At 57.2% G+C, this 23,410-nt stretch carries 14 protein-coding genes and 4 tRNA genes; 4 read left to right on the forward strand and 14 right to left on the reverse strand.

Going from position 1 to position 23,410, the window contains the following annotated elements; translation table 11 throughout:
- Positions 1-47: 47 nt before the first annotated feature.
- Entirely contained in the window at positions 48-1,055 is a 1,008-nt protein-coding gene (locus tag AC07OO_RS00955; RefSeq protein WP_495080183.1) for a D-2-hydroxyacid dehydrogenase family protein, read from the forward strand.
- 19 nt (positions 1,056-1,074) lie between these two features.
- Here AC07OO_RS00955 and AC07OO_RS00960 read toward each other — a convergent pair whose 3' ends face one another.
- The gene (locus AC07OO_RS00960) at positions 1,075-2,967 is read right to left on the reverse strand and encodes a type IV pilus assembly protein FimV (RefSeq protein ID WP_495080184.1); all 1,893 of its coding nucleotides are present in this window, start codon (positions 2,965-2,967) and stop codon (positions 1,075-1,077) included.
- Positions 2,968-3,238: 271 nt separating this feature from the next.
- Between AC07OO_RS00960 and AC07OO_RS00965 the strand changes: the two genes are divergently transcribed.
- The 3 genes from AC07OO_RS00965 to AC07OO_RS00975 are packed head-to-tail and all read left to right on the forward strand — an operon-like array spanning position 3,239 to position 6,365.
- Positions 3,239-3,958: a Crp/Fnr family transcriptional regulator gene (locus tag AC07OO_RS00965; protein WP_495080185.1), complete on the forward strand. Its 720-nt coding sequence runs from the start codon at positions 3,239-3,241 to the stop codon at positions 3,956-3,958.
- Between the two features lie 31 nt (positions 3,959-3,989).
- Positions 3,990-5,078, forward strand: a complete 1,089-nt coding sequence (locus tag AC07OO_RS00970) for a phosphotransferase (protein ID WP_495080186.1) — start codon at positions 3,990-3,992, stop codon at positions 5,076-5,078.
- Between the two features lie 36 nt (positions 5,079-5,114).
- Complete coding sequence (locus tag AC07OO_RS00975; RefSeq protein ID WP_495080187.1) at positions 5,115-6,365, forward strand: acyl-CoA dehydrogenase family protein; 1,251 nt, start codon at positions 5,115-5,117, stop codon at positions 6,363-6,365.
- 64 nt (positions 6,366-6,429) lie between these two features.
- Here AC07OO_RS00975 and AC07OO_RS00980 read toward each other — a convergent pair whose 3' ends face one another.
- The 13 genes from AC07OO_RS00980 to dnaE form a co-directional block, all read right to left on the reverse strand.
- Complete coding sequence (locus tag AC07OO_RS00980; RefSeq protein ID WP_495080188.1) at positions 6,430-7,671, reverse strand: cyclic di-GMP phosphodiesterase; 1,242 nt, start codon at positions 7,669-7,671, stop codon at positions 6,430-6,432.
- A gap of 113 nt (positions 7,672-7,784) precedes the next feature.
- Complete coding sequence (locus AC07OO_RS00985; protein WP_495080189.1) at positions 7,785-8,414, reverse strand: DUF6806 family protein; 630 nt, start codon at positions 8,412-8,414, stop codon at positions 7,785-7,787.
- Positions 8,415-8,428: 14 nt separating this feature from the next.
- A tRNA-Leu gene (locus tag AC07OO_RS00990) sits at positions 8,429-8,521 on the reverse strand.
- Positions 8,522-8,594: 73 nt separating this feature from the next.
- A tRNA-Cys gene (locus AC07OO_RS00995) sits at positions 8,595-8,668 on the reverse strand.
- Between the two features lie 82 nt (positions 8,669-8,750).
- Positions 8,751-8,826: transfer RNA gene (locus AC07OO_RS01000), tRNA-Gly, on the reverse strand.
- Positions 8,827-8,914: 88 nt separating this feature from the next.
- A complete protein-coding gene (gene lon, locus AC07OO_RS01005; RefSeq protein WP_495080190.1) occupies positions 8,915-11,359 on the reverse strand; it encodes an endopeptidase La in 2,445 nt (814 codons plus the stop codon).
- A gap of 144 nt (positions 11,360-11,503) precedes the next feature.
- A complete protein-coding gene (gene clpX, locus AC07OO_RS01010; protein WP_495080191.1) occupies positions 11,504-12,769 on the reverse strand; it encodes an ATP-dependent Clp protease ATP-binding subunit ClpX in 1,266 nt (421 codons plus the stop codon).
- A gap of 97 nt (positions 12,770-12,866) precedes the next feature.
- Positions 12,867-13,496 (reverse strand): ATP-dependent Clp endopeptidase proteolytic subunit ClpP, encoded by a 630-nt coding sequence (gene clpP, locus AC07OO_RS01015; protein ID WP_495080192.1) that lies wholly within the window; start codon positions 13,494-13,496, stop codon positions 12,867-12,869.
- Positions 13,497-13,635: 139 nt separating this feature from the next.
- Positions 13,636-14,946 carry a trigger factor gene (gene tig, locus AC07OO_RS01020; protein WP_495080193.1) on the reverse strand — a complete coding sequence of 437 codons (1,311 nt, stop codon included), beginning with the start codon at positions 14,944-14,946 and terminating at the stop codon, positions 13,636-13,638.
- A 75-nt stretch (positions 14,947-15,021) separates the two neighbouring features.
- Positions 15,022-15,108: transfer RNA gene (locus AC07OO_RS01025), tRNA-Leu, on the reverse strand.
- Positions 15,109-15,270: 162 nt separating this feature from the next.
- Positions 15,271-18,465, reverse strand: a complete 3,195-nt coding sequence (locus AC07OO_RS01030) for an efflux RND transporter permease subunit (protein ID WP_495080194.1) — start codon at positions 18,463-18,465, stop codon at positions 15,271-15,273.
- Positions 18,466-18,472: 7 nt separating this feature from the next.
- Complete coding sequence (locus AC07OO_RS01035) at positions 18,473-19,630, reverse strand: efflux RND transporter periplasmic adaptor subunit (RefSeq protein ID WP_495080195.1); 1,158 nt, start codon at positions 19,628-19,630, stop codon at positions 18,473-18,475.
- A gap of 113 nt (positions 19,631-19,743) precedes the next feature.
- A complete protein-coding gene (gene dnaE / locus AC07OO_RS01040) occupies positions 19,744-23,334 on the reverse strand; it encodes a DNA polymerase III subunit alpha (RefSeq protein ID WP_495080196.1) in 3,591 nt (1,196 codons plus the stop codon).
- Positions 23,335-23,410: the final 76 nt, after the last annotated feature.

Genomic DNA, 23,410 nt, shown 5'->3' on the forward strand with positions numbered 1-23,410 from the left:
GGGGTTTGCGCGCCGTACCGGCGCTTGGGCAGGGCACAATTGAGCCCATGAATATTGTGATTTTGGATGACTATCAGGATGCCGTACGCAAACTGGAGTGCGCAGCGAAGTTAGAGGCCTACCAAGCCAAGGTCTATACCAACACGGTGAAAGGCATTGGCCAACTCTCTGTTCGGCTCAAGGATGCAGATGTCATTGTCTTGATCCGTGAACGCACACATATCAACCGCCAGCTCATTGAAAAGCTGCCCAAGCTGAAGATGATTTCCCAGACTGGGCGCATCGGTGCTCACTTGGATGTGCAGGCTTGCACCGAGCGCGGCATTGCCGTCGCAGAAGGCCAGGGCTCTGGCGTGGCACCTGCGGAGTTGACATGGGCGCTGATCATGGCAGCGATGCGCCGTCTACCGCATTACATCGGCAACCTCAAGCACGGTGCATGGCAACAGTCCGGGCTGAAAGCCGGCTCAATGCCGGCCAACTTTGGCATCGGCAGCGAGCTGCGTGACAAGGTCTTGGGCATATGGGGCTACGGAAAAATTGGCCAAATGGTTGCAAGCTACGGGCGCGCCTTCGGTATGAAGGTTGTTGTCTGGGGTAGCGAAGCCTCGCGAGAAAAAGCCTTGCAAGACGGCTACGGCGCGGCCCCCAGTCGCGAGGCCTTTTTTGAGCACTGCGACGTCTTGTCCCTCCATCTGCGGCTCAGCGACAGCACGCGTAACCTGGTTGACCATACAGACTTGGCCCGCATGAAGCCCACCGCACTACTGGTCAATACGGCCCGCGCCGAGCTCTTGGACACCAACACCCTGATCAGCGCCTTGAACCGAGGCCATCCCGGTATGGCTGCCGTAGACGTCTTCGACAGTGAGCCCGTCCTACAGGGGCACGCACTGTTGCGGCTGGAGAATTGCATTTGTACGCCCCACATTGGCTACGTGGAGCAGACCAATTACGAAAAACTATTCGGAGCGGCCTTTGACAACGTGACCAATTTCATCAAGGGTACGCCCACCAATATCGTCAACCCCGGTGCCCTGCAGGTCCGGCGCTGAATCTTCACTCACCCGCGTTTCAGCGGGGCTTGTTCACACCGTTAGTCTGTGCCGATGATGACCAACCGCTGGCATCAAAGTCGATGAGGTTGTCGTCACGCGGCCGGGCAAGACCCGAGTCAACGTCAGCATCTCTCTCTGCTGCCATGTCCGTTGCGACGGGCACGGTTTTCGCAGCGCTAAAGGGCATAAAGCCCGAGTCGAACGATGATGAGGCGACGCGGCTAGCCACCCCGTGCAGCATCAGCAAGTCGCGGAAGGCTTCAAGGTCAAAGTCCTGGCTGCTGTTTTCCTTGGGGCCGCGCACCAAGCAGCTCGCAATATAGGACACAGCCTCTTCAGACGGCCATAGCGCGACGATGCGATTGCACACCGAGGGATAGGCCTCCAAGCCGCTGCCCGATTGGCTGAAGTCCGCATAGACCGGCAAGTGGCCATTGAAAATGGCATTGAATCCAGTGCGGTAGTGGTCATATTCCGCTTTGCGCCCCAAGCTGTGCAATACCCTGAACAACTCGAGGTAGACCAAAGGGTTGGCCTCGGCACCCGCATCCACACTCTCTCGTAGCAAGGTAATAGCCTCTTCATGCTGTCCCAAGGTCAGGAAGAACTCGGCCTGCTGGCGGACATCCAGCATCTCCTTGGTATTGACTGAGCGCAGGGTAGCCGACATGCTGTGGGCAAAGTCCATATGCCCCGACGTGGGCTGATGGTGTGCGGGCTGACTGCGGGTGGATTGCGCAGCGTGGACGGGCGCCGGTGGCAAAGCCGATTGCCCTGCGCCGCCTACCGGATCGTCCAGTTGGAGATCAATGTCCACCTCGGTAACGCCGGGCTGAGCCTTCGCAACTGTGGCAGCGGGACGCGGCGCAGCAGGCGGCGGGGTCAAATCATTGGCTCCCTCGCCCACACGGCCCAGCTTACTGGCTTGGGGCACGTCCGTGCCACCAAAATCCACGGTCTCCGACCTATCGCCTAAACCTTCACCTCTCCACCATGGCCCACCACGCGGCGCCTTATTCCACACAAAAGCTATCGCCAGGCCCAAAATAGCAGCTGCGGCCAGAAGTCCATAAACCAGCGGATTTGCGTAGCGTTCTGCCTCTGCCCTACCCAGGCGACGGCTCAGGTCCTCCAGAACCTGGCGGTTTTTGACCGTGATGTCGCGCAAGCCCTTGAGATCCGACTCCAGAGCCTGTTGGCGCCCTTCCGCCGCCAAGACTTCCTGCGGCGTTGCATTCAATGAGCGCCATAGTGCAACAGCGCGTGCGCGCTTCTGTGGGTCTTCGCCTTCTTCCGTAGCCAAGGTGTCGCTCGACTTCAATATGGGATCCCGGTCTTGGCCTAGGTCCAATGGAGTCAGCTTGAGATGCGGTCTGCGGACTTCCGCTTTCGGCGCTTTAAAGGCCTGCTTGATCGCCGGCACAGATGATTCCGGCTGCAGCTCAAGCGGAATGGGCTTGTTGCGTTTACGCGCCTTGGGCTCCGCCACATCTGCAGGGCGGCTCTCGGACGTGGGCACCACAAGTGGCGTACGCGGTGCAGACGAAACGATGGGAGCATGAACCGCGGCCGCTGTGGGTAGCGTGACGTTCGGCGCTGGCTCCGCCAGCATCACATAGCGCCGTGTGGTCTTGCCTTCACACCCTGCGCGCACATACACCGTTACCACCGGCTCATCAACCGCGGATCGGGCTACAACCGTCACCAAAGCAGCCTGCACCTGCAGTTCACTGCTGACGCTGACCCGGCTGGCGTCTTGGCGAGTATCGCCATAGAAGACGTCGGCTTCAAAACAGAGGGCGGAAGCTCCTTCCCCCATCTCCAACTGCACCGGTACGGTCAACTGGATTGATTGCCCCAAAAACACTGCGCCCTTGGCTCGCCCCAGCGTAAGCGCCGAACTGCTCATCGCAACACAGAAAGTTGCAGCGCCCAAGATCGCAAATAAATATTTTCTATGGGGTTTCATCTATACAGCAGATTTTCGCATAAGCACCTCGTGAACCCTACACCCTAAGCGCGGAAGAACGAAGCGAAAGGATCGCATTTCCGCCGCACTTGCCGTCGACGCAGATGCCCCTCTCAGACACGCAGGCGACAAACCCAGAGACAAGAGCCTGCCTCACAGGTGACAATGCCAGCGTCATACCCCACATGTGTAGTCACCAAAAAGACAAGCTATGGACGAACCCATCCTTACTATCGATGAACGGTCGGCAATCAATGGCGGCCGCTGGTTTTCTACATTGTCTCCCTCGCTCAAACACGACATTCTTCGATGCGCCTATGTCAAACGCCACAAAGACGGCGACCTGATATCCGCCCGCGGCGAACCGCCGGAGGATTGGATCGCCTGTGCCAAGGGCGCTGTGCGGGTGAGCTCCACCTCTATCTCTGGCAAGCAAATCACGCTGACCTATGTGGAGCCTGGTATCTGGTTCGGCGATGTGTCCATCTTCGACGGAGACCGGCGAACCCACGATGCCTATGCCCATGGGGACACCACCATACTGTGCGTCGCCAAGGCCGATTTCAAGAAGATATTGGCTACCCACGTCGAGCTGTACGAGGCCTTGCTGCGGCTACACGCGCGGCGCATTCGGCAACTGTACGGACTGGTGGAAGACCTCAACACGCTGCCCTTGCGTGCCCGATTGGCCAAGCAATTGCTGCACCTGGTGCGCAGCTATGGCGTGCCATCCCTCAGCGATGCCAGCGAAGTGCGCATAGGCCTTCAACTCGCCCAGGAAGAGCTGGCGCAGTTGCTGGGCGCGTCACGTCAACGGGTCAACCAGGAGCTGAAATCCATGGAACGCGATGGAGCGATCCGCATCGAGCAAGGTGGACTGGTGGTGCGCGATCGCGTGGCGCTGATGCACATCATTGATGCGGACAACTAACAAGCCTTTACGACTACTTGCCTGAAAGACCATGAGCGAATTTGACCACTTCCTGGGCACACGCCCTGTCAGCGAACAGCATGCATTTGACCTAGGTGCACTGAGTACATGGCTCGAAAAAAATCTCAGCGGCTTTGCTGGGCCATTGAGCGTGGAAATGTTCAAGGGCGGCCAATCCAATCCGACCTATAAGCTCAACACACCGAGCAGAAGCTACGTCATGCGGGCCAAGCCCGGCCCAGTGGCCAAGTTACTGCCGTCCGCCCACGCCATTGAGCGCGAATTCGCCGTCATGCAGGGGCTGCAAGATACCGATGTGCCTGTGCCGCGCATGTACTGCCTGTGCGAAGACGAGTCCGTCATTGGCCGGGCTTTCTACATCATGGAGTGCATGCAAGGCCGTGTGCTGTGGGACCAATCCCTGCCGGGCATGGACCGTACGCAGCGTGGCGCTATCTACAACGAAATGAACCGCGTGATTTCTGCTTTGCACAAGGTGGACTTCAAAGCGCGCGGCTTGGAGAGCTACGGCAAGTCAGGTAATTATTTTGAGCGGCAGATCGGACGGTGGAGCAAGCAGTACACCGCCTCCATCACCCAACCCATCGCCGAAATGGACCAGTTGATGGAGTGGTTGCCCAAAAACATTCCGGCCATGGCGCGCGACGACAACATGGTCAGCATCGTGCATGGTGACTACCGCCTGGACAACCTGATGTTCCACGCCGAAGAGCCGCGTGTGGTTGCCGTCCTCGACTGGGAACTGTCTACGCTGGGCCATCCACTGGCCGACTTCAGCTACCACTGCATGGCTTGGCACATACCACCGGGTGCCTTCCGCGGCATCGCAGGCCTGGATTTTGCTGAGCTGGGCATTCCCAGCGAAGACGAGTACATCCGCCTGTACTGCGAGAGAACTGGCTTGGCGACGCCTGCACAGTTGAAAGCCGATTGGAATTTCTACATGGCCTACAACATGTTCCGCATTGCCGCCATTCTGCAGGGCATCGCCAAACGGGTCGAAGCGGGCACTGCGTCCAGCGCGCAGGCCGTCAGCTCGGCGGCTGGCGCAAAGCCTTTGGCCCAGATGGCTTGGAAGTTCGCTCGCGCTGCATCCTGAACCCACCCGATTTTTTGAGACACCAACGGAGACCCCATGGACTTTGATTACTCCCCCAAGACGAAAGAGCTACAGGCACGTGTGCTGCGCTTCATGGATGAGCACATTTATCCCGCCGAGGCCGCCTACCATGCGGAAATCGCCGCGAACACTGCTGCAGGCAAACGCTGGACACCTTTGCAAACGATAGAAAGTCTCAAACCCAAGGCACGAGCCGCCGGTTTGTGGAACCTGTTCCTTCCCGTCGACAGCGCCCAGGCCTCCGGCTACGAAGGTGCAGGCCTGACCAACCAGGAATACGCACCTTTGGCCGAGATCATGGGCCGTGTCATGTGGTCCAGCGAGGTCTTCAATTGCTCAGCGCCGGACACCGGCAATATGGAGACCATCGCGCGCTATGGCTCCGAGGAAAACAAAGCCCGCTGGCTCAAGCCCTTGTTGGAAGGCCAGATCCGCTCCGCGTTTGCGATGACAGAGCCCGATGTCGCATCCAGCGATGCCACCAACATCGAAACCCGTATTGAACGCCAAGGGGACGAGTACGTCATCAATGGCCGCAAGTGGTGGACATCCGGTGCTGGCGACCCTCGCTGCGCCATCTACGTCACGATGGGCAAGACTGACCCAGAGGCGCCCCGCCATTCGCAGCAAAGCATGGTGCTGGTGCCCGCCGATACCAAAGGCATCACCGTGGTTCGCCCACTCAACGTCTTTGGCTATGACGACGCTCCCCACGGTCACATGGAAGTCTTGTTTGAGAATGTTCGCGTCCCAGTCAGCAATATTCTGTTGGGCGAGGGTCGGGGCTTTGAAATCGCCCAAGGTCGCCTTGGACCTGGGCGTATCCACCACTGCATGCGCCTTATCGGTTTGGCAGAACGCGCCCTGGAGTTGATGTGCAAACGTGCGTCGTCGCGCATTGCTTTCGGCAAGCCCATTGCTGCCCAGACCGTGACCCAGGAGCGCATTGCAGAGGCCCGCTGCAAGATCGACATGGCCCGTCTGCTGACGCTAAAGGCGGCATGGATGATGGATGTTGCTGGCAACAAGTTCGCTAAAAACGAGATCGCGATGATCAAAGTGGTAGCACCAACCATGGCCTGCGACGTCATCGACTGGGCCATGCAAGTCCACGGCGGTGGTGGCATGTGCGACGACTTCCCGCTCGCCTACAGCTACACCAATGCCCGCACGCTGCGTTTTGCCGACGGTCCGGACGAAGTACACCGCAACGCGATTGCAAAAGCGGAGCTGGGCAAGTACGCACTCAAGCCCCAAGCGGCCTGAGCCAAAGCGAGCGGGCCCCGTAACTGCTTGGCAAAGCCGGGCACCGTGCATGGCTTTGACTGGCTCACCAATGGGTCTTATTAAACCCCGACCATAGCTCATTGAGGTCAGCAAAACGCCACTTGGCGGGGTCCTCACGGCTCACGATCTTCTCCGTGACACTGGGGTGAGAGAGGTCTATCACTTCTGGTGGGATGCGCAGATTGGATTTAGTCGAGAAAAAGACCTTGACCGATGGCGTGGTCAACGACTTGCCCGTTTGCTCGACAACAACTCCCAAACGGCCCGAGGTTAACTTGACCAAGGACCCGATGGGATAGATGCCCAGGCTTTTGACAAAGGCCTGGAATACCTTGCCATCGAAGTGACCGTTGGCCCACTCCGCCATCTTGCGCAGAGATTCCGCAGGGTCCCAACCGGATTTGTAGGGCCGATTCGACGTAATGGCGTCATACACGTCACAGACCGCCCCCATCTTCGCGAACAAACTGATCTGATGTGCCTTGAGTCCCTTGGGATAACCCGATCCATCGGTTTTCTCGTGGTGGTGTAAGCACACGTCGAGTATCAGAGGATCGACATCAACCCCCGTCAGCAGCAATTTGTGCCCTGCCGATGGATGCGTCTTGATAACCTTGAATTCGTTGTCCGACAGCTTTCCGGGCTTGTTCAAAACCTCCATAGGCATCAGGGCCTTGCCAAGGTCATGCAGAAGCCCGGCCATGCCCGCTGATCGCGTCTGAGCCTCGTCCAATCCTAGTTGCTTAGACAGGCTCACCATCATGGCGCAGACCGCTACCGAATGCATATAGGTGTAGTCATCTGCCGTCTTCAAGCGCGCCAAACTAATCAATGCACCAGGGTTGCGTGAAACGGAATCCGAAATTTCCTCCACCATTTGTTTCGCCCCGCCAATGTCCACCGCCTTGCCCATGCGAGCTTCCTGGAACATCGAAATGACGGCTTGCTTGGACTGGTAGCAAATTTTTGCAGCCCGCTCCAGTTCCACACCAATCGACACGGGAGCCAGTTCGCGCTGCTCGGCGACAGCCAGCGTTTGCATTTGCGCTTCGACTTGGGCCTGCGATTCGACTTCCGATACAGCCGACTCGCCATCTGCGACATCAAAGCCCTTTCCGGTGTCTATCCATACTTCTTTGATACTGCTGCTGCGAACCGCTGCGATGTCTTTGGGATCCGAGATGACGAAACCTGTACGCCAAAAGGGATGCTCCATCCAGGATCCACAAAACTCCTTGAGGTGCATACCGACCATCAACTGTTCAACATGGATTTTTTTAAGCATGTTGAAAGTTCACAGCCTCAGCTCAAAGACTGGAAGGCCTGCGCCCGCCACCTATCACAGCAAAGGGGTTTGAAAGGCACAGATGACTCAGTTGGGTCATAGGCAAAACACTGTCAGTGCAAATGCCGTGGCTTGCGACCGCCACCATGACCACCACCGTGACCACCACCAGACCCGCTGGGAGGTTTCCCAAGTGCGAGCGAGCTGACCAAGGCGTCAAATCGCTGGGTGAACAACTTGTCAACCTCTGCAACCACCCCACTCAATTCGGCGCCATCGAAATGGCGCTCCATCAGACTGATGACGTCTTGCACCAACAAGTCACGCTGAACCTGCATGATCGCCGCGGGGTTGGGACCGACAAACAGCATCAGGAAATCGTCCCTAGACTCGTTGCCTGACTGGTTGTCTTCTTCGTCGAAGTCTGCGTCATAAAAGGTGACTTCTATGGCTGCCCCCGTATCAGCAATCTCATTCAGATTCATGCACAGCTCATCCAAGGTCTGGCGAAAATCATGATCACCAGCAACCGTCCAGCACATTTGCAACAAATGGTCTGGTGCGTCGAATTTGATGCCTGGCTCGTCTTCGTAAGAGCTATTAGCCCCATCACTCAGCGACCGCGCGCCTGCGTACTTCCATAGCGGTTTGAGCGCATCCTGCAACTGCTCAAACTGGACGTCCGAGCGCAAGGCAACCTGTCCATGGACATGGATCTCAAAGGGGGCGTTGTAGCGTGGCATAGGGTCAAGTGTACTGGTGCCCGAGACCGGAATCGAACCGGTACGCCCGTTATTCACGAAGCGGCGGATTTTAAGTCCGATGTGTCTACCTATTTCACCACTCGGGCACGTGTTCGGTCTATTGTGGAACAAAAATGCCCCGCCAGCGAACGTTGGCGGGGCATGCATGACCAAAATATTTGGAGGCGCGGTCCGGAGTCGAACCGGACTAACCGGATTTGCAATCCGGGGCATAACCGCTTTGCTACCGCGCCACTGTCTAGCTAGTGCAGAACCAATCTGGCCCTAATCCACTTAATGAAAAAGGGAAGCATGTCGCTTCCCTTTTCTGCAATATGGAGCGGGAAAAGAGTCTCGAACTCTCGACCTCAACCTTGGCAAGGTTGCGCTCTACCAACTGAGCTATTCCCGCGTTTCAAGCCTCAAATTATAGCGCGCTTTTTCACCTTTTTACTAGCCGGCTAAAAAAACCTTATTTTTAACCTTTAAGCGCGGCGCGATCAATGTTTAACTGATTCCTGCAAATCAACAACCGGGACGCTGGCACTCACAACCGGCTCGGTTGCTGCGGTTTCTTCTTCCGGCAAAGGCTCCGGTTTGGACTCCAACGCCAGCTCCAATACTTTATCTATCCAGCGCACGGGAATGATTTCCAGGCCATTTTTCACATTGGCTGGAATGTCTTGCAAATCCTTGGCATTGGCTTCGGGTATCAACACCGTCTTGATGCCGCCCCGCAGGGCAGCCAGCAGCTTCTCTTTCAAACCGCCGATCTCGGTTACTTCACCACGCAGGGTGATCTCGCCTGTCATGGCGACATCTCCCCGAACGGGAATGCCGGTCAGTGCAGACACAAATGCAGTGGTCATCGCAGCGCCTGCGCTAGGGCCATCCTTCGGCGTTGCCCCATCGGGCACATGGATGTGAATGTCCTTTTTCTCAAAGACCTCATCTTTGATGCCCAGGCGCCGTGCGCGGCTACGCACAACGGTACGGGCAGCTTCCACCGACTCCTTCATCACATCGCCCAGCGAGCCGGTGCGCGTGATCGCGCCCTTACCAGGTGTCAGGGCTGCTTCGATAGTCAGCAAATCGCCTCCCACTTCGGTCCAAGCCAAGCCCACGACTTGCCCTACCTGGTTCTGCTGCTCAGCGCGGCCATAGGTGTACTTGCGAACACCCAAGTATTCGTTGAGGTTGTCTGCTGAGACAATTACCTGCGGCTTAACTTTCTTCAGCAGCAAACCTTTTACCACCTTGCGGCAGATTTTGGACAGCTCGCGTTCCAGCGAACGCACACCGGCTTCACGAGTGTAGTAGCGCACGATGTCGCGAATGGCCTCATCGGTGATCGACAACTCCGTGTCCTTGACACCATTGCTCTTCATCTGCTTGGGCAGCAAATAGGTCGTGGCAATATTGGTTTTTTCGTCTTCCGTGTAGCCAGACAGGCGAATCACTTCCATGCGATCCAACAAGGCCGGTGGAATGTTCATCGAATTTGACGTTGCGACAAACATCACATCGCTGAGGTCGAAATCAACCTCTACATAGTGATCACCAAACTTGTGGTTTTGCTCCGGATCCAACACCTCCAGCAAGGCACTGCTGGGGTCACCGCGAAAGTCCGTACCCAGTTTGTCAATTTCGTCCAAAAGGAACAATGGGTTTCGTGTCCCCACCTTGGACAGGCTCTGCAACACCTTGCCCGGCATAGCGCCAATATAGGTGCGACGGTGACCACGGATTTCGGCCTCGTCCCGCATGCCACCTAGCGCCATCCGAACGTACTTGCGCCCAGTAGCTTTGGCAATGGATTGACCCAGCGATGTTTTACCCACTCCAGGTGGCCCGACCAAGCACAAGATAGGAGCCTTGAGCTTGTCAACACGCTGCTGCACAGCAAGGTATTCCAGAATACGGTCCTTAACTTTGTCCAAGCCGTAATGGTCTTCATTCAATACATCTTCGGCATTAGCCAAGTTGTGCTTGATCTTGGTCTTGGCCGTCCATGGCAGGCTCACCAGCACGTCAATGTAGTTGCGCACCACGGTCGCCTCAGCAGACATGGGCGACATTAGCTTGAGCTTCTTCAACTCGCCTTCGACCTTCTTCAACGCATCCTTGGGCATCTTGGCGGCCTTGATCTTCTTCTCGATCTCTTCGATGTCGGCGCCTTCTTCACCCTCGCCCAATTCCTTTTGAATGGCCTTGACTTGCTCATTCAAATAGAAGTCGCGCTGGTTCTTTTCCATCTGACGCTTCACGCGTCCGCGGATCTTCTTATCTACGTTCAGGATGTCAACTTCCCGCTCGATTTGTTCGAACAGGTTTTCGAGACGATCCTTGACACTGGAAAGACTCAACACCGCCTGCTTGCTATCTAATTTGAGCGGCAGGTGTGCAGCAATGGTGTCGGCCAGACGCCCCGCATCGTCGATGCTGGAAATAGACGTCAAAATCTCAGGTGGAATTTTCTTGTTCAGCTTGACGTATTGGTCAAACTGCTGCATAACGGCACGCCTCAAAGCCTCTACTTCGCTGGCCTTTCCTTTGCCCTTTTCAGGAAATTCTGGCAATACCGCAATAGGCGTGATGTTGGCAGAGAAAAAGGCCTCGCCTTCCTCGATCTTGTTGACCGTTGCGCGTTGATGGCCTTCAACCAGAACCTTGACCGTTCCGTCGGGCAGCTTCAGCATCTGCAATATCGTGGAGACACAGCCGACATCAAACATGTCAGACACCAAGGGATCATCTTTGGCGGCGGTCTTTTGTGCGACCAGCATGATGCGTCTATCGGTTTCCATCGCGGCCTCCAAGGCCTTGATACTCTTAGGTCGTCCCACAAACAGCGGGATGACCATATGTGGAAACACGACCACATCGCGCAATGGCAACAGTGGCAGATCAATGGGGGTGGCAGGCAGAGGGGAGTGGCCAGACATGGGGGACCTTTTTGTTACCTGTTGAATATGGACTGTGAATCCTGAATTTCAAGCGATCCGCCATTATCAAAGCTGCGACCACCCAAATACTCCGATATTCCGGCACAAAAGCCCGTCAAATCGGGCCATTGCGCTGAACAAGTATCACGCTTTCTTTGCAATCTCGCGGTAGACCAAGAGCGGTGGCTTGTTTTCGTCAATCGTAGACTCATCAACCACCACCTTTTCCACATTACTCGCGTTGGGTAGCTCGTACATGGTATCGATCAGGGATTGCTCGAGAATTGAGCGCAACCCGCGGGCACCTGTTTTCCGCGCCAAGGCCTTCTTAGCGATGGCCTTCAAGGCCGAAGGGCGAATTTCCAGTTCGGCGCCTTCCATTGCCAGCAGCTTCGTGTACTGCTTGACCAAGGCATTCTTGGGCTCAGTCAAAATTTGCACCAGCGCATCTTCCGTCAGTTCGGCCAATGCGGCCACTACCGGCATACGCCCCACCAGTTCGGGTATCAGGCCGAACTTGATCAGATCTTCAGGCTCTACTTCCTTGAACACATCAGTCAGGCTGCGTTGCTGCTTGCTTTTGACCGATGCGCCGAAACCCATACCCGAAGACTGCGTGCGGTTTTCGACAACTTTTTCCAAGCCCGCGAATGCACCGCCACAAATAAAAAGAATGTTGGTGGTGTCGATTTGTACGAAATCCTGGTTGGGATGCTTGCGCCCGCCCTGCGGTGGAACACTCGCCATCGTGCCTTCGATCAATTTCAACAATGCCTGCTGTACGCCCTCACCCGACACATCGCGGGTAATGGAAGGGTTGTCAGACTTCCGGGAAATCTTGTCGATTTCGTCGATATACACAATCCCGCGTTGTGCCCGCTCAACTTCGTAATTGCAGCTCTGCAGCAGCTTGAGCACGATGTTTTCGACATCTTCGCCCACATAACCGGCTTCGGTCAGGGTCGTGGCGTCGGCCATCACAAAGGGTACATCCAGCATGCGCGCCAAAGTCTGGGCTAAAAGGGTTTTGCCGGAGCCGGTCGGGCCAATCAACAAAATATTGCTCTTGGCAAGCTCAACTTCGTCCTTCTTGGCCTTTTCCTTGTGGCGCAGGCGCTTGTAGTGGTTGTATACGGCGACGGCAAGCGTTCGCTTGGCGGGCTCCTGACCAATGACGTAGTTGTCCAGGTTGGCCTTGATTTCGGATGGCGTCGGCAACTCACTCTTGGCGTCCTTGCCTTCGGTCGTGGCTGGCAACTCATCGCGAATGATTTCGTTGCACAGCTCAATGCATTCGTCGCAGACAAATACCGATGGGCCGGCAATCAGTTTTTTGACTTCGTGCTGGCTCTTGCCACAAAAAGAGCAGTACAGGGTTTTTTCGCTGGAAGAGCCTTTTTTTTCGGCCATGTGGTGCTCGCATTTTCGGTTGATGACCGAATGATACTCAAATAAAAAACGGTGCCCGCGTCCCGCAGAGCACCGCTGTCAAATGGGGGCAGTTCAATCAGGCGCGCTTGGCGATCACTTGGTCGATCAAGCCGTATTCCTTGGATTCTTCTGCCGTCATGTAGTAATCGCGCTCCGTGTCCCGGGCGATGCGCTCCAGGGGCTGGCCCGTACGCTCAGCCAAGACCTTGTTCAACTGCTCACGGGTCTTGAGGATTTCACGTGCCGCAATTTCAATCTCGGTCGCCTGGCCCTGGCTACCACCAGAAGGCTGGTGGATCATGACCTTGGAATTGGGCAGGCAGAACCGCTTGCCCTTGGCACCCGCAGCCAACAGGAAGGCACCCATGCTAGCCGCCATGCCGATGCACAGCGTAGACACTTCAGGTTTGATGAAATTCATGGTGTCAAAAATCGCCATGCCAGCACTGACCGAACCGCCAGGAGAATTGATGTAGAAGGAAATATCCTTGTCAGGATTTTCGCTCTCCAGAAACAGCAACTGGGCAACAACGAGGTTGGCCGTCTGATCATTGACAGGGCCGACCAAGAAAATTACACGCTCCTTCAGCAAACGGGAATAGATGTCGTAAGAGCGCTCGCCCCTGCCCGATTGCTCAATAACCATGGGGACCATGCCCAAAGCCTGCGTTTCCATACTGTTCGTGCGTCCGTAATTCACATTCATAGCGTCTCCAAAGAACTGTGTTGACTGTACCGAAAAATACCAAACCCTGAATGCAAATGGGGCTTGCCTGCAGGACTGCAAGCCCTGCCCAAGCCCCATCACACCAGAAATCTGTCCGCTGTTTTCAGCGAACCGACGCTCAGTTTTGACCCATCAACTCGTCGAATGTGATCGCTTTCTCAGTGACCTTGGCCTTCGCCAAAATGAATTCGGTCACATTGTTCTCAATCACGATACCTTCGACTTCCGCCATGCGGCGATTGTCGCCATAGTACCAACGAACGACATCAGCGGGCTTTTCGTAGCTGGCAGCCAACTCGTCAACGTGGGCCTTGATTTGCTCGGGCTTGGCATGCAGTGAGTTGGCACGCACCAATTCGGCGACAACCAGGCCCAAGCGCACGCGACGCTCAGCTTGGGGGCGGAAGATGTCGTCGGGGATAGGAGCCTTGTCGGCATCCTTGACGCCGCGTTGCTTCAGGTCTGCCCGTGCGCTTTCAACCATGCGGTCCAACTCAGCCTGCACACTGGATTTGGGCAAATCCAAATCAGCCTTGGACAAAAGCGCATCCATGGCGACTTGCTTGTTGCGCGACAACAAGCGGTATTTGACTTCACGTTCCAGGTTCTTGCGGATATCGCCACGCAGGCCTTCCACACTTGCTTCAGCAATGCCCAAGGATTTTGCCAAAGCGCCATCCACTTCGGGCAAATTCGCAGCTTCGATCTTCTTCAGCGTAACCATGAAGTCGGCAGTCTTGCCGGCGACGTCTTGGCCATGGTAGTCGGCGGGGAAAGCCAAGGGGAAAGTCTTGCTTTCACCCAACTTCATGCCGCGCACGGCCTCTTCAAACTCCTTGAGCATTTGGCCATCGCCAACGATGAACTGGTAGTCATCGGCCTTGCCACCGGCAAAGGGCTCACCGTCAATCTTGCCTTCGAAATCGACTACCACGCGGTCGGTGTCTTGTGCTGCGGCGTCTTTAGCGCGCAGAGCAAAGGTACGGCGCTGCTTACGCAGAATCTCAACGGTCTTGTCGATCGCAGCGTCAGTTACTTCGGCGCTGACCTTCTCAACGTCGGCACTGGCGAGATCACCGATCTTGACTTCGGGGTACACCTCAAAAATGGCGTCGAATGCCATCTGGCCCTCGGGAGACACTTGGCTCTCGGTGATGCGGGGCTGACCTGCAACGCGCAACTCGGCTTCATTGGCAGCGGAAGCAAATGCCTGGCCGACCTTGTCGTTCATGACTTCGTAATGCACGGAATAGCCATAACGCTGGGCCACCACATTCATGGGCACCTTGCCAGGACGGAAGCCGTCCATCTTGACGGTACGGGCCAGCTTGCGCAGACGGGAATCGACTTCGGTCTGGATGACACCAACCGGCAGAGTCAAGGTGATTTTTCGCTCCAGCTTGTCCAGAGTTTCTACAGTAACAGCCATGGTCAGTCTCCTAAAGGAAGAGTTTTAGACAGGGCGCGTCGCGATGCAACGGCGGACTGTCATTCATCAAATAAGTGGTGCGCGGGGGGGGACTCGAACCCCCACACTGTTGCCAGCGTCAGGACCTAAACCTGGTGCGTCTACCAATTTCGCCACCCGCGCAAAAAACAAAATGGGCGGTCAACCGTCCCTGTAGGAACCTACCCACAGGACGCCGACCACCCAATTGAAATTGGTCAACCCACTATTTTAGCCTGAGTCGCGGCGCCATTCCAAATTTCAAAATTGGCACCACTCGAACCTGCGGTTTGACGTTTTTTTAAGTCAAGCCCGAGCCGGCTTGGATTTGAAAATCCCCGTGCAACGTTGCCAATTGCGGCGAATAAAGGGCAGCACGTCAAAATGGCCGGCTGCATACATGGCCGGCAAAGCCAGCAGCGTGAGTACGGTCGCCACAATCAGGCCGCCCATGATGGCCACGGCCATAGGTCCCCAGAACACCGACCGCGACAGTGGAATCATCGCCAGAACAGCGGCCGCAGCAGTCAGCACGATGGGGCGCAGCCGGCGAACCGCAGACTCACGGATCGCATCCCAAACCGGCACGCCAGTCGCCCGATCTTGCTCAATCTGGTCAATCAGAATCACCGAATTGCGCTGGATCATGCCCATCAATGCAATCACGCCCAGCAAAGCCACGAAACCAAACGGACGGTTCAACACCAGCAAGGCACCTGCCACGCCAGCGATTCCCAACGGCCCGGTGATAAACACCAGCAAGGCGCGCAGGAAACTGTGCAATTGCAGCATCAGCAAGGTAAAAGTGATGAACAACATGATGGGCACTCCGGCCGCAATGGAGTCTGAGCCCTTGGAACTCTGCTCCACCGCACCAGCAACTTCCACACGGTAACCGCTAGGCCATTTCTTGCTGATCTCGGTCAACTTGGGCAACAACTCATTGGTCACCGTCGCACCCTGCATGCCTTCGATGATGTCGCTTTGGACCGTGATTGCGTAATCACGATTCTGGCGCCACATCACGCCCGGCTCCCAGGTGAACACCGGCTTGGCAATCTGCGTCAACGGAATGGACCTGCCAGAGGCAGTTGGCAAATAAGCATTACCAATGTCGGTAATGGCATTGCGTTCGTCCAAAGGCTGGCGCAACACGATGTCGATGAGCTTATCGCCTTCCTGGTACTGGCCAACAGTAGACCCCGTCAGTATGGTTCGCGAAGCTTGCGCGATGGACTGACTTGTCACGCCTAAGGCGCGGGCCTTGGCCTGATCTACTTCCAAACGTAACACCTTGACGGATTCGTTCCAGTTGTCATTCACGCCCCGTGTATTGGGACTGGTACGCATCGCCGCCTTTACCTCGTCGGCATAGGTCCGCAACGCGATCGGATCATCCCCCACCACACGGAACTGCACGGGGTATGGCACCGGCGGTCCGTTAGGCAACAGTTTGACGCGCCCGCGAATTTCGGGGAACTCCTGGGCCAGCAAGGCCGGCAGCTTCACCCGCAGCGACTCCCGTATCTTCAAGTCCTTGGGAATGATGATGAATTGCGACACATTGCTTTGCGGGAAAACCTGGTCCAGTGGCAGATAGAACCGCGGCACACCAGAGCCAACCCATGTGCTGACCGCCGTCACGCCTTCCTCTTTCAGGAAACGCGCCTCAACCCGCTTGGTCACGGATTCGTTCTCCTTGAACGAAGTGCCCTCCGGGAACCAGATGTCCACCAAGATTTCGGGACGGCTGGAATCCGGGAAAAACTGCTGCTGCACCTTGCCCATGCCGACGATGCCCAACGCAAAGATCAGGATGGTGATACCGATCGTGGCCCAGCGGTGGCCAATACACCAGTTCAGCACGCCCCGGAAGGCCTGGTAAAACGGAGTATCGAAGTGCTCATGCGGCCCATCATTGCCACCACTAGGATTGGCATGGGGCTTGACTTTGAGCAACAGCGTGCCGAGATAAGGCACAAAATACACGGACACCAACCAGCTCAGCACCAGCGCAATCACGGTCACCGCAAAAATAGCAAAGGTGTACTCGCCCACAGCGGAGCGTGCAATACCAATGGGCAGGAAACCGGCGGCCGTGATCAAGGTGCCCGTCAACATGGGCATGGCCGTTACTTCATAGGCGAAGGTAGCCGCACGCACCTTGTCGTAGCCCTCCTCCATCTTGCGCACCATCATTTCCACGGCAATGATGGCATCGTCCACCAGCAAACCCAGTGCGATGATCAAGGACCCTAGCGAAATCTTGTGCAGACCAATACCAAAGTAGTCCATGGCCAGGAAAGTCACCGCCAGCACCAGCGGAATCGTGATGCCCACTACCAGGCCCGGCCGCACGTCGACGTAATAGCGGCGCCACAGCGGGTGATTACCCTCACGACGGTGGAAGCCCAAGGCCACAAAGCTCACGGCCAACACAATCACCACGGCTTCAATCAGCGTGCGCACGAACTCGCCCACGGAGCCGGAGACGGCCTTGGGCTGATCCTGCACCTGTGTGATGGTGATGCCGGCTGGCAAATTCTTCTCGATCTTGGCGAAGGCAACCTTGAGGCTCTTGCCCATGCGAATGATGTCGCCGCCCTTGGCCATGGAGACACCCAGCGCAATCACTTCCTTGCCTTGGTGGCGGACCTTGATGGATGGGGGATCAATGTAGGCTTGCTTGATGTCCGCGATATCGCCCAGCTTGATTTGATTACCCGTGCTGCCGCGAATAGGCATGTCACGCAGTTGTTGTAACGCTTTGAACTGGCCCGCAACACGAACCTGCAATACATCCAGAGGTGCCTGCACTGTGCCGGCACTTTCCACCGCATTCTGCTGACCCAGCTGCTGCAGCACCTGGTTGAAATCCAGACCCAACTGCGAGAGGCGGCGCTGAGAAATCTCTATGAACACCTTCTCGTCTTGCACACCAAAGAGTTCCACTTTGGCCACATCGGTCACGCGCAACAATTGCTGGCGCACATCGTCCGCAAACGTCTTCAACTCAGCGCTACTGAATCCGTCAGCCTCTAGCGCATAAATCACGCCGTATACGTCACCGAACTCGTCATTGAAGAATGGCCCCTGCACGCCCTGGGGCAGCGTAAAACGCATGTCGCCAATCTTCTTGCGCACCTGGTACCACACATTGGGCACATCGCTGCCACGGGCGATCTCCTTGATTTCCAGAATGATCTGTGACTCACCCGGTTTGGAGTAACTGCGAATCTTGTCTGCAAATGGAACCTCCTGGATGGTGCGCTCCAATTTGTCGGTTACCTGCTCCGCCACCTGTTGGGCGGTCGCTCCGGGCCAATAGGTACGAACCACCATGGCGCGGAAAGTAAAGGGGGGATCCTCGTCCTGGCCCAATTGAAAGTATGCAGCTACCCCCAAAATCATCAACACCACCATTAAATACAGTGTCAATGGTCTGTGGTCCAGAGCCCACTTGGAGAGATTAAACCCCGATTTCGGCTGTTCCAGATTCATAGTCGGCTCACTTGGCGGGGGCTGTATTGTTGTTGGCATCCGCCACCTTGTCGGAGGCCGCTGGGGCCGGCGCGACTGCAGCAGCAGGCTCCTTGTAGAGGGACACCTTCTGATTGGGCGACAGAACGTGCACACCAGCAGAGACAACCGCCATGCCCGGCGTCAACCCGGAAACCACGACTACGTCGTTGCCATCCGCCGTGGCGATCTGCACGGGTTGCAGACGCACCGTCATGGTCTGCTTGTCCAACACCCATACCGACGACTTGCTGCCGTCCTTGATAAAGGCATTGGTGGGAAGCTTGATCACCGGGGTACCACTGCGCTCCATGGACTTAGGCAATACGGTGACCGTCGACCCCAAAGGAGGAGCCGTCGCAGCGTCCAGGCTGACCTTCACACTGAAAGTACGGGTAACCGGGTCTGTGCTGGCCGCCACTTCGCGCACCGTGCCCTTCAGCACGGTACTGGCCGCCCAGCCCTTGACATCGACCTCGGAGCCCACCTTGATCATGGAAATCTTGTCTTCGGGCACGGAGAACACAGCGTCGCGCGCGCCGTCTTGGGCAATGCGCACAACCGGCGTGCCCGCCGCAACCACCTGACCAGGCTCCGCGTCCACCGAGGTCACGACACCGGCCATATCCGCCACCAAGGTGGTGTAGCTAGCTTGGTTACCCTGCGCGGCCATTTGCGCCAAGGCCTGCTCCAGTTGGGCTTGCGCAGCCTTCAGCGTGGTGTCACGGCGCTCCAGCTCGGCGCTACTGATGAAATTCTGGTCGCGTAGGTCCTTGTAGCGCTTGAAGTCGGCAGCCGCCAGATCGCGGTTGGTCTGCGCGGCGGCAACCTGGGCTTTGGCCGCATCGGCAGCCAACTTGTAGTCTTGCGGATCGATCTGGGCCAAAACCTGGCCCACGCTCACCCTTTGGCCCAACTCCGCCTGGCGGCGCACCAGTTTGCCCGCGACCCGGAAACCCAGACGGGACTCTATGCGCGGCCGGACTTCCCCAGCAAACTCTGCACTCGATTGGATATTGCTTACACCCACCGTAACGATGCGGACGGCCCGGATGGGCTCCTCGGTAGGAACGGGTTTGGAGCAGGCGCTCAACAACAGTGCGGCAGCAACAAGCGTGAGCGCGGTGGGTAATTTTTTGGAGGGCATGGCAATACCACTAGGGAAAAGGTTGAAGATACCGAAATCAGTTTAATGACCAATCGGTTAGTAATTTAATCTAAACACCAAATTCTGTCAACCGCGGAACCTGCCCCATGACCTCATTCGTAGGCAATAACCGCCTTGCCTTGGTCCGCCTGAGCCCGCCATCCGGCCAGTGCAGCGTCGCTGGGGTAGAAGCGCGCACTTTCGCCCAATTGCAGTTCCGCCGTCGCACCTGTGCACGCCGCCGCATTCGCAGCGACCTGTTCGGCGCCGTCAATCACCCGCTGTACCGCCAAGCGCACAGCCAAGCCACGTACCAGTTCACCCTGCTCCGACATTTCGCGGCGTGCCGGGAATTCGCGCACCAAGCGCGCCACGTCGGGCGCTTGCGCACCACCCTCCGCGCTGACGGCCACGCGCAGGTACTTGCCAAAACGGCAGCGGGCCTGCTCCAGATCCCAGATCTGCTGCACGGTGAATTGCATGCCGCCCGAAAACCGGTCGGGTTGCGCCTTTCCCATGACGATGATGAGCTCGTCATCCTTCAGCAGATTTTTGTGCGTGTTGATCAGCGCCTCATCGGCCCGAGCCTCGATGACCGCGGACTTGTCGTCCAACTTGAACAAGGCCAACTTGCCGCGCTGGCCGTTGATGACACGGAAGTCGGTAACGATGCCGGCCAACAACTGCGGTTCGCGCGTATCCAAAATTTCTTCGATGGGGCGCTTGGCAAACCGGCGCACTTCCAGCGTCACCTCGTCAAACAAATGGCCGGACAGGTAAAACCCCACGGCCGTCTTCTCGAAGGTCAGCCTTTCCTTGATGCCCCATGGCATGGTTTCCACCAAATCAGGCTCTTGCGTGCTGGACCCATGGTCGTCCTCACCACCCATGTCAAACAGACCGACCTGGTTGGCATTGGCAGCACTGGCAGCCGCAAAATCAAAGGCCCGGTCTATGGACGCCGACAGCGCGGCCCGGTTGAGTTGTAGCGTGTCAAACGCTCCCGCCTTGATCAGTGCATCTACGCAACGCTTGTTCAGCCGGGTGCGGTCCACGCGACGGGCAAAATCGAAGAGGCTGGTAAACGGCCCATCCTCCGCGGTTGGGCCTTTGCCCTCACGCGCCGCCACGATGGCCTCAATGGCCTGCTGCCCCGTGCCCTTGATGGCACCTAGGCCGTAGCGGATTTCCTTGTTGGAAATAGGCTCGAAGCGGTAGACACCACGGTTGATATTGGGCGGCTCAAAGCTCAGCCCCATCTTCTCCGCGTCCTCAAACAAGACCTTGAGCTTGTCGGTGTCGTCCATTTCCACGGTCATATTGGCGCAGAAGAACTCGGCCGTGTAATGCACCTTGATCCAGGCTGTGTGGTAGGCCAACAGCGAGTAGGCGGCGGCGTGCGACTTGTTGAAGCCATAGCCCGCGAACTTCTCCATCAAGTCAAAGACTTCGTCCGCTTTTTCCTGCGGAATGCCGTGGGTAGCCAGGGCACCGGCACGGAACTTGGTCCGGTGCTCGGCCATTTCCTCGGCCTTCTTCTTGCCCATGGCCCGGCGCAACAGGTCGGCACCGCCCAGGCTGTAGCCGCCCAGAATCTGGGCCGTCTGCATCACCTGCTCCTGGTAGACCATGATGCCGTAGGTCTCGGACAGCATCTCGGCCACGGCCGGATGCGGATACTCCACAACCTCGCGCCCGTGTTTGCGAGCCACGAAGCTGGGGATCAGGTCCATGGGGCCGGGACGGTAGAGCGCGTTCAGCGCAATGAGGTCTTCCAGGCGCGTGGGTTTGGCATCGCGCAGCATGCCCTGCATGCCGCGGCTTTCAAACTGGAATACGGCTTCGGTCTTGCCCTCGCTAAACAGACGGTAGACCTTGGCATCGTCCAATGGCAGGTTCTCATAGGCAAACTTTTCTTGGCCCGCATGGCGCTTCATGATGAACTCGCGCGCAATCTCCAAAATAGTCAGCGTAGCCAGCCCCAAGAAGTCAAACTTCACCAGGCCGATGGCTTCCACGTCGTCCTTGTCGTATTGGCTCACCGCTGAGTCGCTGCCGGGCTGCTGGTACAGCGGGCAGAAGTCGGTCAGTTTGCCTGGTGCAATCAACACACCTCCGGCATGCATGCCGATATTGCGGGTCATGCCCTCCAGCTTGCGGGCCAGCTCCAGCAGGGTTCTGACGTCCTCTTCCTTGGATTCCCGCTCCGCCAATATGGGCTCGGCCTCGCTGGCATAAACATACTTGTCGTTCTTCTTGCCATCAGTAGGCGGCAATTGCAACGTAACGTTGGTACCCGGTTTGTTAGGAATAAGCTTGCTGATGCCATCGCAGAAGGTGTAGCTCATATCCAGCACACGGCCTACATCGCGCACCACGCCACGCGCAGCCATGGTGCCAAAGGTGGCAATCTGGCTCACCGCGTCCTTGCCGTATTTGTCCTTGACGTAATCGATGACCAGATTGCGGTTGGTCTGGCAGAAGTCAATGTCGAAGTCGGGCATGGAGACCCGCTCGGGATTCAAGAAACGCTCAAACAGCAGCTTGTAGCGGATCGGGTCCAGGTCGGTGATCTTCAGCGCGTACGCAACCAGCGAGCCGGCGCCTGAGCCGCGCCCCGGGCCCACAGGGCAACCGTTGTTCTTGGCCCAGTTGATGAAGTCCCCCACGATAAGGAAGTAGCCGGGAAAACCCATCTTTAGGATGGTGTTCAGCTCGAACTCCAGTCGCTCCACATACAGGGGCATCTGCTTCTCGCGCTCGACCGCATCCGGGTACAGATGCGCCATGCGCTCCTTGAGCCCTTCGTGCGAGGCGTAGCGGAAATAGTCCTCGGGCGTCATGCGCTCGCCATTGACCAACGGTGTTGGGAAATCCGGCAAGTAGTTCTTGCCCAGCACCAACGTCAAACTGCAGCGTTTGGCGATTTCCAGCGTGTTGGCCACCGCCGACGGCAGGTCGGCGAACAGCGCCTGCATCTGCTCGGCCGACTTGAAATACTGCTCCCGTGTGTACTTGCGCACGCGCTTGGCATTGCCAAGGATTTCGCCGTCGGCGATGCAGACGCGGGCCTCGTGGGCCTCAAAATCCTCGGGTGTCGTGAACTGTACGGGATGGGTGGCCACCACGGGCAACTTGACGCGGGCGGCCAGCTGCACCGCCGCCGCCACATGGGCCTCGTCATCTGCACGGCCCGCACGTTGCAACTCCAGATAAAAACGGTGTGGGAACAGTCCCGCCAACTGCAAGGCCACCTCCAATGCGCGGGCCTCATCCCCCTGCACCAAGGCCTGCCCCACCGGTCCCGCTTGGGCACCGGATAGGGCGATCAAGCCTTCGTTCAACTCCTGCAGCCACGCCAGCTTGATAACGGCCTGGTTCTTGACGATGTTTTGCGTAAACCCCCTCGCCAACAACTCCGACAGATTCAGGTAGCCCTGCTTGTTCTGCACCAGCAGCAGCATGCGCGACAAGGCAGTGGTGTCACCACCCAGTCCTTCCAGGAAAATCTCGGCACCGATCACCGGCTTGGTGCCCTTGGCGCGGGCCTGCTTGTAAAACTTGATGGCCCCGAACAGATTGCTCAGGTCGGTGATGCCGATAGCGGGTTGGCTGTCGGCCACAGCCGCGGCCACCACGTCGTCGATTCGGTTGGTTCCGTCAACAACGGAAAATTCGGTGTGCAGGCGCAGGTGTACAAACATGCGGAGATTGTAGGTTTGAAACCGCAAACAGCGGCTGTTAGCGCCCGCTATTCGCCCCATGCCTGCCTTTGCGTTT

It is taken from the genome of Rhodoferax sp. GW821-FHT07G04 (assembly GCF_059418585.1).

Coding starts and splice junctions, on each gene's coding strand:
- clpP (WP_495080192.1), bottom strand. CDS start 13,496: ATGAATGTGAATTACGGACGCACGAACAGTATGGAAACGCAGGCTTTG.
- AC07OO_RS00975 (WP_495080187.1), top strand. CDS start 5,115: ATGGACTTTGATTACTCCCCCAAGACGAAAGAGCTACAGGCACGTGTG.
- AC07OO_RS00955 (WP_495080183.1), top strand. CDS start 48: ATGAATATTGTGATTTTGGATGACTATCAGGATGCCGTACGCAAACTG.
- AC07OO_RS00970 (WP_495080186.1), top strand. CDS start 3,990: ATGAGCGAATTTGACCACTTCCTGGGCACACGCCCTGTCAGCGAACAG.
- tig (WP_495080193.1), bottom strand. CDS start 14,946: ATGGCTGTTACTGTAGAAACTCTGGACAAGCTGGAGCGAAAAATCACC.
- AC07OO_RS00960 (WP_495080184.1), bottom strand. CDS start 2,967: ATGAGCAGTTCGGCGCTTACGCTGGGGCGAGCCAAGGGCGCAGTGTTT.
- lon (WP_495080190.1), bottom strand. CDS start 11,359: ATGTCTGGCCACTCCCCTCTGCCTGCCACCCCCATTGATCTGCCACTG.
- AC07OO_RS00980 (WP_495080188.1), bottom strand. CDS start 7,671: ATGCTTAAAAAAATCCATGTTGAACAGTTGATGGTCGGTATGCACCTC.
- AC07OO_RS01030 (WP_495080194.1), bottom strand. CDS start 18,465: ATGAATCTGGAACAGCCGAAATCGGGGTTTAATCTCTCCAAGTGGGCT.
- AC07OO_RS01035 (WP_495080195.1), bottom strand. CDS start 19,630: ATGCCCTCCAAAAAATTACCCACCGCGCTCACGCTTGTTGCTGCCGCA.
- clpX (WP_495080191.1), bottom strand. CDS start 12,769: ATGGCCGAAAAAAAAGGCTCTTCCAGCGAAAAAACCCTGTACTGCTCT.
- AC07OO_RS00965 (WP_495080185.1), top strand. CDS start 3,239: ATGGACGAACCCATCCTTACTATCGATGAACGGTCGGCAATCAATGGC.
- dnaE (WP_495080196.1), bottom strand. CDS start 23,334: ATGTTTGTACACCTGCGCCTGCACACCGAATTTTCCGTTGTTGACGGA.
- AC07OO_RS00985 (WP_495080189.1), bottom strand. CDS start 8,414: ATGCCACGCTACAACGCCCCCTTTGAGATCCATGTCCATGGACAGGTT.